The organism is Nonomuraea africana (assembly GCF_014873535.1).
GTDB classification, from domain to species: domain Bacteria; phylum Actinomycetota; class Actinomycetes; order Streptosporangiales; family Streptosporangiaceae; genus Nonomuraea; species Nonomuraea africana.
Genome location: NZ_JADBEF010000001.1, coordinates 9,460,862 through 9,474,283, shown reverse-complemented (window position 1 = coordinate 9,474,283; position 13,422 = coordinate 9,460,862). Strand labels below are relative to the sequence as shown.

At 70.0% G+C, this 13,422-nt stretch carries 13 protein-coding genes; 8 read left to right on the top strand and 5 right to left on the bottom strand.

The window, feature by feature from the left end; translation table 11 throughout:
- Nucleotides 1–5 precede the first annotated feature (5 nt).
- Both H4W81_RS45290 and H4W81_RS45285 read right to left on the bottom strand, forming a co-directional pair.
- Complete coding sequence (locus H4W81_RS45290) at nucleotides 6–428, bottom strand: roadblock/LC7 domain-containing protein (protein WP_183648729.1); 423 nt, start codon at nucleotides 426–428, stop codon at nucleotides 6–8.
- The gene (locus H4W81_RS45285; RefSeq protein WP_192780428.1) at nucleotides 425–3,310 is read right to left on the bottom strand and encodes a nitrate- and nitrite sensing domain-containing protein; all 2,886 of its coding nucleotides are present in this window, start codon (nucleotides 3,308–3,310) and stop codon (nucleotides 425–427) included. The genes H4W81_RS45290 and H4W81_RS45285 overlap by 4 nt, the downstream gene beginning before the upstream one ends.
- 440 nt (nucleotides 3,311–3,750) lie before the next feature.
- Here H4W81_RS45285 and H4W81_RS45280 point away from each other — a divergent pair, with 440 nt between their 5' ends.
- From H4W81_RS45280 to H4W81_RS45245, 8 genes are all read left to right on the top strand, one after another.
- Nucleotides 3,751–4,734, top strand: coding sequence for an ABC transporter substrate-binding protein (locus tag H4W81_RS45280; protein ID WP_225959095.1), 984 nt, complete (start codon nucleotides 3,751–3,753; stop codon nucleotides 4,732–4,734).
- On the top strand, nucleotides 4,731–5,504 hold the full coding sequence (locus H4W81_RS45275; RefSeq protein WP_192780427.1) for an ABC transporter permease: 774 nt from the start codon (nucleotides 4,731–4,733) through the stop codon (nucleotides 5,502–5,504). The genes H4W81_RS45280 and H4W81_RS45275 overlap by 4 nt, the downstream gene beginning before the upstream one ends.
- Complete coding sequence (locus tag H4W81_RS45270; RefSeq protein WP_192780426.1) at nucleotides 5,501–6,280, top strand: ABC transporter permease; 780 nt, start codon at nucleotides 5,501–5,503, stop codon at nucleotides 6,278–6,280. Before H4W81_RS45275 ends, H4W81_RS45270 begins: the two co-directional genes overlap by 4 nt.
- A 19-nt stretch (nucleotides 6,281–6,299) precedes the next feature.
- Nucleotides 6,300–7,304 (top strand): methyltransferase, encoded by a 1,005-nt coding sequence (locus H4W81_RS45265; RefSeq protein ID WP_192780425.1) that lies wholly within the window; start codon nucleotides 6,300–6,302, stop codon nucleotides 7,302–7,304.
- A gap of 136 nt (nucleotides 7,305–7,440) precedes the next feature.
- Complete coding sequence (locus H4W81_RS45260) at nucleotides 7,441–8,214, top strand: ABC transporter ATP-binding protein (protein ID WP_192780424.1); 774 nt, start codon at nucleotides 7,441–7,443, stop codon at nucleotides 8,212–8,214.
- Nucleotides 8,211–9,155: an ABC transporter substrate-binding protein gene (locus tag H4W81_RS45255; RefSeq protein ID WP_192780423.1), complete on the top strand. Its 945-nt coding sequence runs from the start codon at nucleotides 8,211–8,213 to the stop codon at nucleotides 9,153–9,155. Before H4W81_RS45260 ends, H4W81_RS45255 begins: the two co-directional genes overlap by 4 nt.
- Nucleotides 9,152–9,886, top strand: a complete 735-nt coding sequence (locus H4W81_RS45250; RefSeq protein WP_192780422.1) for an ABC transporter permease — start codon at nucleotides 9,152–9,154, stop codon at nucleotides 9,884–9,886. The genes H4W81_RS45255 and H4W81_RS45250 overlap by 4 nt, the downstream gene beginning before the upstream one ends.
- Nucleotides 9,883–10,623: an ABC transporter permease gene (locus H4W81_RS45245; protein WP_318782475.1), complete on the top strand. Its 741-nt coding sequence runs from the start codon at nucleotides 9,883–9,885 to the stop codon at nucleotides 10,621–10,623. Before H4W81_RS45250 ends, H4W81_RS45245 begins: the two co-directional genes overlap by 4 nt.
- Here the strand turns inward: H4W81_RS45245 and H4W81_RS45240 are convergent.
- The 3 genes from H4W81_RS45240 to H4W81_RS45230 are packed head-to-tail and all read right to left on the bottom strand — an operon-like array spanning nucleotide 10,592 to nucleotide 13,379.
- Entirely contained in the window at nucleotides 10,592–11,605 is a 1,014-nt protein-coding gene (locus tag H4W81_RS45240; protein WP_192780421.1) for a nitrilase-related carbon-nitrogen hydrolase, read from the bottom strand. The genes H4W81_RS45245 and H4W81_RS45240 overlap by 32 nt on opposite strands.
- Nucleotides 11,602–12,045, bottom strand: a complete 444-nt coding sequence (locus H4W81_RS45235; protein WP_192780420.1) for a DUF3598 domain-containing protein — start codon at nucleotides 12,043–12,045, stop codon at nucleotides 11,602–11,604. Before H4W81_RS45235 ends, H4W81_RS45240 begins: the two co-directional genes overlap by 4 nt.
- 2 nt (nucleotides 12,046–12,047) lie before the next feature.
- On the bottom strand, nucleotides 12,048–13,379 hold the full coding sequence (locus H4W81_RS45230) for an aldehyde dehydrogenase family protein (RefSeq protein ID WP_192780419.1): 1,332 nt from the start codon (nucleotides 13,377–13,379) through the stop codon (nucleotides 12,048–12,050).
- Between the last annotated feature and the right edge of the window lie 43 nt (nucleotides 13,380–13,422).

Below are 13,422 nucleotides of genomic sequence, written 5' to 3'. Positions count from 1 at the left end.
CTACATCACCTGGTCTGGGTCGCGCGGAGCTCGGCGCGTACGGCAGGCGTGAGTACCTGCCCGGCCCGCTCCACCATCAGTGTCATCTGATACGCCACCAGCCCCATGTCACAGTCGGGCGCTGCCAGCACCGCCAAGCACGAGCCGTCGCTGATCGACATGATCAACATCAGCCCGCGCTGCATCTCGACGATCGTCTGGGTGACGGGACCACCCTCGAAGACCCGCGCCGCCCCCTGTGTGAGGCTGATCAGGCCCGAGGCGATGGCGGCCAGCTGGTCGGCCCGATCGGCGGGAAAGCCGGCGGAGGCGGCCAGCGGCAGCCCGTCCGAAGAGACCACCACCGCGTGAGCGACGCCGGGAACATTGCTCACGAAGTCGGTGATCAACCAGTCGACCCCGCGGGCCGCGTGGCTCAGGTCGTTCACTCGTCCTCCTCCCTGTTGTCAACGGTCCTCGGGCCGCCCTGGTAGCGGCCCTCACCGATGTCGTCGCGTGCGGCCCTGAGCCCCTGCTGGAAGCTCGAGAACCTGTTGCGCACCCGCTCCGGCGAGATCTCCGGCATGGGCGCGACGCCCTTGGGCGCCGAGGTGTCGGCGGAGCCGGGCACGAGGTTGGCCTTGGGCACCCGCTTGGGCAGCCCCGCGGCGGTGGAACCGTCCTTGACCGGTTCCCGCACGGCCTCGGCGGCGCTCCAGCCCGCGTCCGCCCTGGACGATCCCCACGACGCGCTCTCGTCGCCCTTGTCGAACCAGGCGGACTCCACCGAGGCGAAGATCGGCAGGAACTCGTCTCCCGTGGGCTTCACGGCCGGGATCGGACCCGTCGGGTTCGACTCGACCGAGGGGAAGTCGTATCTGCCCGGCCGCTCGACCGCGGGCGTCCTGTCCTGGAAGGACCAGGAGGCGGCGGGGTCGGGGGGTGCGGTGTCCTGCCAGCCCGCGCCGCCCTTGCTGGGCGCCCACACGTCGGCCTCGCCGCTGTCGAAGGTGCTCGGCGCCTGGCGCGGGCCGGAAGACCACGCGCCGGGGTCGGAGGGCCACTGCGGCGCGGAGGGCCAGGAGCCGCCTGCGGCGGTGTCGGCGCCGGCCCAGCCAGGCGCGGGGCCCGACTCGGAGGGCCAGCCGCCGGGCCCGCCCATGGGTCCGGGGTCGGAGGCCCACGCGGGACCGGTGTCGGCGGTGAAGGGCGCGGGCCGCTGCGGCTCGCTGTCCCAGCCCATCGGCGACTGGGCGGCCCCGCCTCTGAGCCCCGGCATGGCGCCCGGCCCGGCCATACCCGATCCAGCCATACCCGATCCGGCCATCCCGGCGATCCCGGATCCGGCCATGCCCGATCCGGCCATGGCGGGCGTCGGCGCACCACCCAGCAGCGACTCGGGCAGCAGCACCATCGCGGTCAGGCCACCGGAGCCGTGCGGGCGCAGCTGCACCCTGATGCCGTGCCGGTGCGCCAGCCTCGCGACCACGAACAGGCCCATGCGGCGCGACACCGACACGTCCACGCTCGGAGCGACGGCCAGGCGTTCGTTGGCCTGGACGATCTCCTCCTGCGTCATGCCGATGCCGGAGTCGGTGATGGAGACCATCACGCCGCCGCCGTCGATCCTGTTGCCCGAGACGATGACGTGGGTCTCGCGGGGAGAGAAGGCCAGCGCGTTCTCGACCAGCTCGGCGAGCAGGTGGATGACGTCGTTGACGGCCTGTCCCGCGACGGCCGCGCCGCCGGGCACCTGGAGGGTCACCCGGTCGTAGTTCTCGACCTCCGAGAGCGAGGCGCGGGCCACGTCGACCAGCTGCACCGGCTGGCTCCAGCGCCGCGGCGGGTCCTGGCCCGCGAGGACCAGGAGGTTCTCGGAGTTGCGGCGCATGCGGGTGGCCAGGTGGTCGAGCTTGAACAGGTTGGCGAGCCGCTGCTCGTCCTGCTCGCCCTGTTCCAGGCCGTCGATGAGGGTGATCTGCCGCTCGACGAGGGTCTGGCTGCGGCGGGAGAGGTTGACGAACATGGCGTTGACGTTGGCGCGGAGCTTGGACTCCTCACCCGCCAGCCGTACGGCCTCGCGGTGGACCTCGTCGAAGGCCCGCGCGACTTCACCGATCTCGTCCTTGGACGAGACCCCGATCGGCGGGACCTCCACGTTCTCCGCGGTGTGCCCCTCCTCGCGAAGCCGCTGGACGATGCCGGGCAGCGTCCGGCCGGCGACGTCCAGCGCGTCACCGCGCAGCCGCCGCAGGGGAAGGACCAGCGAGCGCGCCATGATCGCGGTGATGATCAGGACGATGACGAGGAGCACGAGCACGAGCACCACGTTGATGATGGCGACCTGCTGCTCGGCGGCTCTGAGCTCGGCTGCCTTCATGCTGATGGAGCCGGACAGGCTCTTCTCCACGGTGTAGAGCCGGTCCGCGGTCTTGGTGATCGCCTCGAACCAGCGCTCCGCGTCCTGGGTGGTGGAGGTGTCGAGCGCGCGCAGCGACGTGCGCTGGTTGTGCAGGTAGATCGCCCTGGCGACGTACAGCTCGGCGCGGCCGATCTCCTGGCCGGTCACCGTGTCGTCGAAGAACTGCCGCTGCGTTGGGGTGGCCGCGGCGCGGAAGGCGTTGCGCTCGCTCTCGCGGCTCGACCGGGCGGACAGGAACGCGTCGAACTCCGTGCCGTCGAACCTGCCGCGGACCAGGGCGATCGTCAGGAGCGCCCGTTGCTTGGAGACCTCGTCCTTGGTCCTGGCGACGGCGCCGAGCGCCGTGTTGGTGACGACGAGCTCGTCGTCCGAAATACCCTGCACGGTCTCGTCATAGAGGGGGTGAAGGTCCGAGATGACTTCGGAGTACTTCTCCATGACGGGAAGCGGCGGAAGCTGGCTGTCGTCGCCGGAGACCGTGGCGCGCAGGAGGGGCAGCTGGTCGAGCCGGACCCGGACCTGCGCCAGCTGACGCCGCCCGAGCTCGGACATGGACTCCTCCGCGGCACGCACCGCGGACCTGACCTTGGTGACGGCGCCGTCGACCGCCTGGTACTGGCTCTTCAGAGCCTGGATGTCGTCGCCGCTCCTGTTCGCGGCGGCATACCGTGCGGACAGGTCGCGTTCGAGAGCGAGTTCGTGACCGAGCGCGCCCAGCGCGACCACCAGCTCCGCCCCGTCGGCGACTCGCCCGTACTCCTCCGCGCTGCTGATCGACGTGGTCACGCGGAGCGCGCCGAGGAGAACGGCCACGAGAGTCGGGACGGCGATGAGCGCCACCAGTCTGGTGCGTACTCGCCAGTTACGCAGCGCGATCTTGCTGCCGGCGTCCTCACCTGGCTCGGGCATCGGCTCACGAGCCTCTGGTGGGCCCGGGGGTTCCGGCGCGATGCCACGACCGGAACCGGCCGTTGCTGTCCTCACAAGTCGTAACCTCTCGGGGATGCCTGCGCATGTGCGGAGTGAACCGATTCGCCAGTGGGACGAGTGGTTGCAGGCAAGTATCGGGGCAATTGGAGCACAACCTTCTATCTCCAGCCAATGCAATGCAACTTATGGAACGTTCCAGGGTGATCGGCTTTTATTGCCATTGCGGTCCCGAGACACATCCCATCCATCTGTCATAAACCAGACATATAGCCATCAATCCGCATATTGGCGACATGTCATAATCTTCCTTTTCGCGCATGTACCCATATACAGGGCACTTGTCTTCCAGGAAAGATCCCGCTCCTGTACGCTTCACGCCCGTCAAACGGACATTTACGCTTCCCCCCAGGAGCTCCTCGATGACTCGCACAGTCCGCGCGCGTGCGCTCGTTCTAGGCATCGCGACCGCGCTGACCCTTGCCGCCTGCGGTGGTGGGTCGGACACGGCCGCCACCCCCGCCGGGGGAAAGGGGCTGGAGAAGACCACCATCAAGGTCGGCGCCCTTCCCATCCCCGACCCCGCCGCCCTCTACATCGCCAACGCCAAGGGCTTCTTCAAGGCCGAGGGGCTGACCGTCGAGCCGGTGATCATCCAGGGCGGCGCCGCCGCGCTTCCGCAGATCAAGAGCGGCGCGCTGGACATCTCGCACACCAACTACGTCTCGACCTTCCTCGCCGCCAGCAAGGGCGAGAAGATCAGGGTCGTCGGCGACGTCTACCAGGCCGCGCCGAACACCTTCAACCTCATGGTCCCCAAGGACTCCCCGCTGAACTCGGTCGCCGACCTGAAGGGCAAGACCGTCCTGGTCAACACCCTCAACAACATCGGCACCCTGACGGTGGAGGCGACCATGAAGGTCGCCGGCCTGACGAAGGACGACGTCAAGTTCGTCGAGAAGCCCTTCCCCGACATGGCCAACGCGCTCAGCACCGGGCAGGGCGACGCGGCGTGGATGACCGAGCCGTTCATCACCGCCACCCAGAGCCAGTCCGGGTTCCGCAAGCTGGCCGACACGATGTCAGGACAGACCGCCGACCTGCCGATCGCCGCCTGGATGGCGACGGACGAATGGGTGCAGAAATACCCGAAGACGCTGGCCGCCTTCAATCGCGCCATCGCCAAGGCCCAGCAGCTCGTGGCCAGTGACCGCAAGGAGGTCGAGGCCGTTCTGCCCACCTACACCAAGATCGACGCCAAGACGGCCTCGGTGATCACCCTCGGCGCTTTCCCGACCACGCTCAACGCGACCCGGCTGCAGCGCGTCGCCGACCTCATGCTCGAGTACAAGTACATCCAGAGCCCGCTCGACGTGAAGAACATTCTGGTCGGCGCCACCGGATGATCAAGGCGCGAATCCTCCGCGGCGCCGCGGGCGTCGTGGGGTTCCTCATCCTCGGTGAGCTCACCATCAGGTTCGGGCTCACCGATGACGTGGTCTTCCCGCCCCCCTCGCTCGTGCTGTGGGAGGCGGCGGCCCTGCTCGCCGACCCCGTCTTCCTGTCCGGAGTCGCGATCACCCTCACCAACTGGGCGCTGGGCCTGCTCGCGTCGGTGGTGATCGCGGTTCCGCTCGGCGTGCTGCTGGGAAGCGTGCCGCCTGTGGAGCGTGCCACCCGGCCACTCCTGGAGTTCCTGCGGCCGATCCCGTCGGTGGCGATCATCCCGCTGGCGATCCTGCTGATCCCGGTGGACTCGATGATGAAGGTGTCCGTCATCGTCTACGCCTCGCTGTGGCCGGTGCTGATCAACACGCTCTATGGCATGCACGACGTCGACCCCCTCGCCAAGGAGTCGCTGCGCAGCTTCGGCTTCGGCACCCTCGACGTGCTGCGCAGGGTCAGCCTGCCGAGCGCGGCGCCGTTCATGCTCACCGGCGTGCGCATCGCCGCCGGCATCGCGCTGATCCTCGCGGTCAGCGCGGAGTTGCTGGCGGGCGGCACGGGAGGTATCGGCGTCTTCGTGCTCCAGGCGGGCAGCGGTAACCGTACCGACCTCATCCTGGCCGCCACGTTCTGGGCGGGCATCATCGGCATGGTGGCCAACGTCCTGCTGGTCGCCGCCGAACGGCGGCTCTTCCACTGGCACCAGGCCAGAACCGGAGCGACGACGTGACCTCTCTCAAGCGCATCTGGCTGGTCCCGCTGGTCGTGGCCGTGTGGGAGCTGACGACCCGGCTCCTGCAGGACACCGACTTCCCGCCGCCGTCCACGATCGTGCTCAGGATGCACGAGCTGTGGTTCTCCGGGCCGGCCACCAGGCTCTTCCTGACCGATGACGCGATCGAGAACATCCTGCCCAGCCTGGGCCGCATGTTCACCGGCTGGATCCTCGCCGCCGTGCTGGGCGTGGTCCTCGGCGTGATCCTCGGCAGGTCCCGCACCGCGGCCGACTACGTCGAACCGCTCATCCAGTTCGGCAGGGTCATCCCGCCGCCGCTGCTCCTGCCGCTGTTCCTGGCGCTCCTGCACGCGGGCCTCGCGATGCAGGTCGCCGCCATCGTCTTCGGCGTCGTGTGGCCGGTGCTGCTCAACTCCATCGACGGCGCCAAGGGCGTGGACAGGACCTACACCGAGACCGCGATCGTCTTCGGCCTGACAAGGGCGCAGCAGCTCCGCAAGGTCGTCATCCCGGCGGCGGCGCCGAAGATCTTCGCCGGACTGCGGCTCAGCCTGTCGCTCGCCCTCATCCTGATGGTCATCTCCGAGCTGTTCGGCAGTTCCGACGGCATCGGGTACCAGCTGCTGCAGGCGCAGCGCGGCTTCGACACCCCTGCCGTCTGGGGTGCGATCGCGCTACTCGGCCTCCTCGGCTACCTGGTGAACGCGCTGTTCACGGTGGCCGAGCGACGACTGCTGGTGTGGCACCACCATGCCAGGCGCACACTTTAGATCTCGCGTGGAGGAAGACATGTCCCATCCTGCCGGTCCCATTTGGGAGTCCATCTCCGGCATCTCCAGGTTCGCCGCACTGGCCACGATGGCGGAACTCGGATGCGCGGACCACCTGGCCGACGGCCCGCTGAACGCCGAGGAACTCGCCGGCAGGTGCGGCGCGCACGCGCCCTCCCTGCGACGGGTCCTGCGTGAGCTGGCCGGCATGGGAATCGTGCGCTCCGTCGGGCAGGACAGGTACGAGCTGACCGAGGACGGTGCGTCGCTACGCTCCGACGCGCCCGACTCGACGTTGCCCGCCGTACGGATGATCGCCGAGGAGGGTTTCTGGTACGCCCTCGGCAGCCTCCCCGCGACCGTGCGCCAGGGCCGCTCCGCGTTCGTCGAGCGGTACGGCCCGCTCTACCAGCACCTCGGGCAGCACCCCGAGGTGGGCGAGATCTTCGACGCCTACATGACCTCGCGCGCGATGCCCTTCGCCGAGCAGGTGGCGCGGCGCTATGACTTCTCGCGGGTCGACACGCTGGTGGACGTGGCAGGCGGCAAGGGCCACATCCTGGCGTCGGTGCTGCACGCCAACCCGCGGACCCATGGCGTGCTGGTCGACCTCCCGCACGTCGTCCCGGGCGCGACGGCGGCGCTCACCGCGCACGGCCTGATGGACCGCTGCGAGGTCCTGGCCGGGGACTTCTTCGAGAAGGTGCCCGAAGGCTTCGACGCCTACCTGCTCGCCAGCATCCTGCACAACTGGGACGACCAGGACGCCGAGCGCATCCTGCGCCGCGTGAGGGAGGCGATCAGCCAGGACGGGCGGCTGCTCATCCTCGAAATGGTGCTGCCCGACGAGGACGAGCCCCATGTCGGCAAGGACATGGACATGCGCATGCTGGCCCTGTTCGACGGAGGAACGGAGCGCACCAGGCAGGAGTACTCCGTGCTGCTGGAGAAGACCGGCTTCAGGATGACCGAGGTGATCGACCTCTCGGCGGGGGCGAGCCTGGTCGAAGCCGTACCCGTCTAAACGGCATATCGCCTTAAATCGCCTTAAATCGCCTTAAATGGAGTAAACCGGTCAGGGCCATAGTCCATAACCGAGGCGCTCCGATAGAGTCTGCATCACATTTTTCGGGATTCCCCCTGCGGCCTGAGGATTCAGCGTGCTTGAGATATCCAACCTCTCCCACGTCTACGGCAGTGGCCCCACGGCCCACCACGCCATCGAGGGACTGAATCTGAGTGTCGCCGAGGGCGAGCTGTTGTGCATCGTCGGTCCCTCCGGTGCGGGAAAGTCCACGCTGCTGCGTTCCATCGCCGGCCTCATCCAGCCGACCGGCGGCGAGGTGCGCATCGAGGGTCAGCTGGTCAAGCAGACCCCCGACAATCTGGCGGTCGTCTTCCAGGACTACAGCCGCTCCCTGTTCCCCTGGATGTCCGTGGCCGACAACGTGGCCCTGCCGCTGCGCCGCAAGAAGATGGACAAGCAGCAGCGCAGGGCGGCCGCGCAGGAGGCGCTGGAGTCGGTGGGGCTGGCCGAGGCCGGCAAGAAGTACCCCTTCCAGCTGTCGGGCGGCATGCAGCAGCGCGTGGCCATCGCCAGGGCCCTCGCCTACCGGCCCGCGCTCATGCTCATGGACGAGCCGTTCGGCTCGGTCGACGCGCAGACCAGGGAGGACCTGGAGGATCTGGTCCTGCAGGTGCGCGGACACCACAAGATGACCATCGTGCTGATCACGCACGACATCGACGAGAGCGTCTACGTCGGCGACAGGGTCGTGGTGCTGTCCAAGGCCCCCGCGCACGTCGTGGGCGATCTCAAGGTCGAGCTGGCCGCGCCGCGCGACCAGATCACCACCCGCGAGCACCCCGACTTCGTCCACCTGCGCGCCGAGGTCGGACGCCTCGTGCGCGGCCTCGAGAGGACCCCCGCGTGAAGCGAGCCGCCCTGGCACTCGTTCTCCTGGTCAGCAGCCTGACGGCCTGCGGCGGCGACGAAGGCGCCACGCAGGAGAAGACGACGCTGACCGTCGGCGTGGTGCCGGTGCCCTCGTCGGCGCCGCTGTTCATCGCCGAGAAGAACGGCTTCTTCAAGGCCGAGGGCCTGACGGTCAAGACCGAGATCATCCAGGCGCCTCAGGCGGTCATGCCGAAGATCCTCAACGGCAGCATGGACGCCTTCCTGACCAGCTACGTCTCGCTGCTGGCCATCAACGACTCGGGCGCCGCCAAGCTGAGGCTCTTCCAGCACGTGCAGACGGCCGCGCCGGGCATCGCCAGCGTCGTGGTGCCCAAGGACTCCCCCATCAAGACGGCGGCCGACCTCAAGGGCAAGACCGTCGGCGTCAACGTGCTCAAGGCGCTCGGCCAGACGGTGACCAACGCCCACCTGCAGCAGGCGGGGCTCAAGCCCGAGGACGTGAAGTTCACCGCGGTGCCGTTCGCCGACCAGCTCACGGCGCTGTCGACCAAGAAGATCGACGCCGCCTGGCTGGTGGAGCCGTTCCTGACCGCCGCCAAGAAGGACGGCGCGGTCGAGATCATCGACACCACCTCGGGGCCGACGGCCGGCCTGCCGCTCGACGCGTGGGGCGTGTCGGAGGAGTGGCTGGCCAAGAACCCGAAGACGGCCGCGGCCTTCCAGCGCGCGCTGGCCAAGGCACAGCAGATCGCCAGCACCGACAGGAACGCCATCAACGCCGTCATCCCCACCTACACCCAGATCCCCGCGGAGGCGGCGGCCGCGATGAAGCTGGGTCAGTTCTCCGCCGAGGTCGACAGGGCCGGCTTCCAGAAGCTGGCCGACCTGCTGCACGGCTACGGCTACCTCAAGGCCAAGCCCGACGTCACGACCATGATCCCGTCCAAGATCGGATGATCAGGGCGCTGGGGGTCCTCGGCTTCCTGCTCCTGTTGGAGGCCGCGGGACGCCTGGGACTGATCGAGGCGCTGCCCCCGGTGTCCGTGGTGCTCGTGACGGCCGCGGGCCTGGCGGCGGACGGCGCCTTCCTCGCCGACGTCGGCGCCACGCTGGCCGCCTGCGCCGCGGGGCTGCTGATCGCGATCCTGACGGCGGTGCCCGCGGGCCTGCTGCTCGGCACGGTGCCCGCGGTCGAGCGGTCCGTGCGGCCGCTGGTGGAGTTCCTGCGGCCGATCCCCTCGCTGTCACTCATCCCGCTGGCGATGTTCGTGTGGACCGACAGCCAGGACGCCAAGATCGCGCTGATCGTCTACACCTGCTCGTGGCCGCTGCTGATCAACACGATGTACGGCCTGGCCGACGTCGACCCGATCGCCAAGGACACCCTGCGCGGCTTCGGCTTCGGCCCCATGGCCGTCCTGTGGCGCGTCTCCCTCCCGAGCACCGCGCCCTTCATCGCGACGGGCGTGCGCATCGCGGTGTCGGTGACGCTGATCGTGGCGGTCAGCGTGGAGCTCATCTCGGGAGGGGGCGGCGGCATCGGCACCTATCTGGTGCAGGCTGGCAGCGCCAACAGGGTGGACAGGATGCTCGCCGCCACCGTCTGGGCCGGGGCGCTCGGCCTCGCGGCCAACGCGCTGTTCACCGCGGCGGAGAAGCGGCTGCTGCGCTGGAGGTGGGCCGCGTGATCCGGCGCCTGGCCTGGTACTGGCTGATCCCCGTCGCGGCGGTCGCCTGGGAACTGGTCACCCGCTCCGCCGGCGCGGTCTACTTCCCTCCGCCGTCCGCCATCCTGGCCAGGATGCGCGAGATGGCCGTGACCGAGGACGTGGCCGCCGACCTGGTGCCGAGCCTGGCCAGGCTGGCCGTGGGCTGGGCGCTCGCCGCCGCGGCAGGCGTCGCGCTCGGGGTGCTGCTCGGCCGCTCGGCGCTGCTGGCGAAGCTGGTGGAGCCGCTGGTCCACTTCGGCAGGTCGGTGCCGCCCGCCGCGCTGCTGCCGGTGTTCCTGGTGTTCTTCAAGGTCGGCACCCCCATCCAACTGGCCGCGATCGTCTACGGCGTGCTGTGGCCGGTGCTGGTCAACTCCATGGACGGCGCCCGCCACGTGGACACGCAGTACCTCGACACCGCCCAGGTCTTCCACCTGCCCCGCTGGCGGATCGTGCTGCCCGCCGCCGCGCCCAAGATCTTCGCGGGACTGCGGCTCAGCGTGGCCCTGGCCCTGATCATGATGGTGATCTCGGAGCTGTACGCCAGCAGCGAGGGCATCGGGCACCGGATGCGGGAGGCGGAGGGCAGCTTCGACATCCCCGCGATGTGGGCCGGGATCGTGCTGCTCGGCGTGCTGGGCGTGGTGCTGAACGGGGTCTTCCTGGCGGTTGAGCGCAGGGCGCTCAGGTGGCATCGGGGCCGTACAGCCGCCTGATCGCGGCCCGCTGCCGCTCGGCGAACCACTGCCTCGACGGTACGGCCGAAGCCAGCCCGTCGGGGCGCTCGACGTCGTGCCAGCCGTACTCCTCGGCCCAGAGCGCCGGCTTCACCCTGGACAGCAGGTTGCCCATGCCGGGGCGGCGGCGGAAGCGGCGCAGCGCGGTCAGGTCGAGCTCGGCGGCGGCCACCAGCGACTCGCCCTGGCCCGCCTGCGCCAGCGGGCGGCCCTCGAAGTCGAGCACCTCGGAGCCCCCGCTGGTGGAGTCGCCGGGAATGGGCAGGCCCGCCAGGCCACCGCTGTTGGCCGAGACCACGTAGGCGAGGTTCTCGATCGCCCTGGCCCGCCTGGCGATCGCCTTCGGCGTGAGCGAGGGAGCGGACGCCTCGGAGGTCGGGTGGCAGAAGACCTCCGCGCCGCGCAGCGCCAGCGCCCTGGCCAGCTCGGGGAAGAGGATCTCCTCCGAGGCGATCACCGCGAGGTTGCCGAGCTCGGTGCGGGCGACGGGCAGCACGGCGTCGAGCCCGTAGACGTCAAGGTAGCGTTCCCATACGTCGTAGGGCGTGGGAGAGAACATCGAGTGCAGCCGCCGGTAGCGCAGCACGTCCTCGCCCGCCGGGCCGAGGATGACGGTGGCCTGGAAGAACAGCTCGGGGAAGTGCGGGTCGCTCTCGTAGGCGTTGACGCACAGGTACACGTCCTGCCCGCGCGCGATCTCGGCCAGCGCCTGGTACTCGGGCCCGCCCGGCGCGATGGCCGCCCTCGCCCGCCACTCCTCGACGCTCTCGCCGAACGGGAACCCGGTGAGCACGTACTCGGGCAGGACGACCAGCCGCAGGTCGGGCCCGATCCACGCCTTCGCGGCCGCCGTCTGGGCGGCGATGGAGCCGATCGCCGTGCGGATGAGCGCGCGCGGGTCGGCCGAGCCGTTCACCGCCTCTGTTCTGACCTGCAGGGCCAGCGCCCGGTAGGCGGTCATCCGACCCGCTTCTCGTCGATCAGCGTGCGCCTGATGCACTCACCCGCCCTGATCCACTGCCACACCCTGCTCCGGCTGCGGCCGTCGTCGCTCAGCACGATCAGCTCGAACAGCTTCAGGTCCTCGCCCTCCGCCTTGTAGACCCAGGTGAGGTAGATGGTGGAGGCGTCGACCTCCCAGAACTCGCCGCTGATGCGCTCGGTGTCGAAGGCGCAGCGCCCGCCGCCGAGGTAGGCGCCGGGGAACTCGTGCACCTCAGTCCTGCCGTCCTCCCAAGTGTACTCGTTCACCTGGTGGTAGGCGGCGTCGGCGACGATCGAGCAGGTGATGCGCGAGCGGTGCCTGTCGAGCACGCCGCCGTCGCGGCCGAGGTGGAGGTAGGTGCCCTCCCACTCGCCCTCGTGCCTGGCCAGCAGCGGCATCTCCGCGCGAAGTCCCATCGCTACACGCTCCAGACGGATCGGGGTGACCTGTTCACCAGGTGGGCTCTGCGCCGGACGAAGCGGCCGATGGAGGCGGGGCCCATCCGCGAGCCGCCGAGGCCGGAGAGGTTGAAGGAGTGCTTCTCGCCCTCGTGGACGAAGGCGGTGAGCGCCGCGTCGTTGACGCTGACCGCGCCCACCCTGAGCCGCGAGGCCAGCGCCCTCGCCTCCTGCTCGGTGGCGGCGAAGACGGCGGCCGACAGGCCGTACTCGGAGTCGTTGGCCAGCTCGACCGCCTCGTCGACGCCGTCGAACGGCATCACCGGCAGGATCGGGCCGAAGGTCTCCTCCGTCATCACCCGCATCGTGTGGTCGACGCCGGTCAGTACCGTCGGGCGCAGCCAGTGCCACCCGTCGCGCCGCTCGATCCGGCCGCCCGTGCGGACGACCGCTCCCCTGGCGACGGCGTCGGCCAGGTGCTCGGGGATGACGCCGGTCCTGACCAGCGGCCCGGCGGGGGCCGCGGCGGCCTTGGCGACCAGCAGGGCGAGGAAGTCGCCGAAGACCTCGCGGGCCACGTAGACGCGCTCGATCGACTGGCAGGCCTGACCCGCGTTGGCGGTGCCGCCGCGCAGGATCGCCGAGGCGGCCCGGTCGAGGTCCGCTCCGGCCAGCACGATCGCGGGGTCCTTGCCGCCCAGTTCGAGGAAGGCGGGGATGAAGGCGCGGGCGGCGGCCTCGGCCACCTGCCTGCCGGTGGCGACGCTGCCGGTGAACACCACGGCGTCGACCAGGCCGACCAGCGCCCTGCCCGTCTCGGCCGCCCCCTCGACCACCCGCAACGGCACCTCGGGCGGGACCAGCCGCATGAGCGGCTCGACGAACCTCGGGGTCAGCTCGCTGGGCTTGACCAGCACCGCGCACCCGGCGGCCAGCGCGGGGATCGCGTCGATCAGGCCGAGCAGCAGCGGGAAGTTCCACGGGCTGATCACACCCACCAGCTCGTACGGCACGACCTCGCCGCCCACCACGATGCCCGGGATCTCCGCAGGCTCGTCGGGCCGGTCGGCCAGGAGGGCGGGCGCCTGCCGTACCCATCTGTCGATGGTCGCGGCCACGGCGCGCAGTTCGAGCTCGGACTCCGCGCGCCGGCCCGTGTCGGCGACCAGCGCGGCGAGCAGGTCCTCGGCACGCGCGACAGCCGCGCCGAAGGCGGTCAGCGCCCGGCCGCGGTCGGCCGCGCGCCAGGCCGCCGACCGCGAGCGCAGCGTGTGGGCCGTCGCGGCCAGTTCCTCGGCCGACGGCGGCGACAGCGGCCGGTCTGGCTCATCTCTGAGCGGGTTCTCCCCCATGATCAGAGCCGACAATAGCCGCCAGGAGAGTGGATCTCCACCG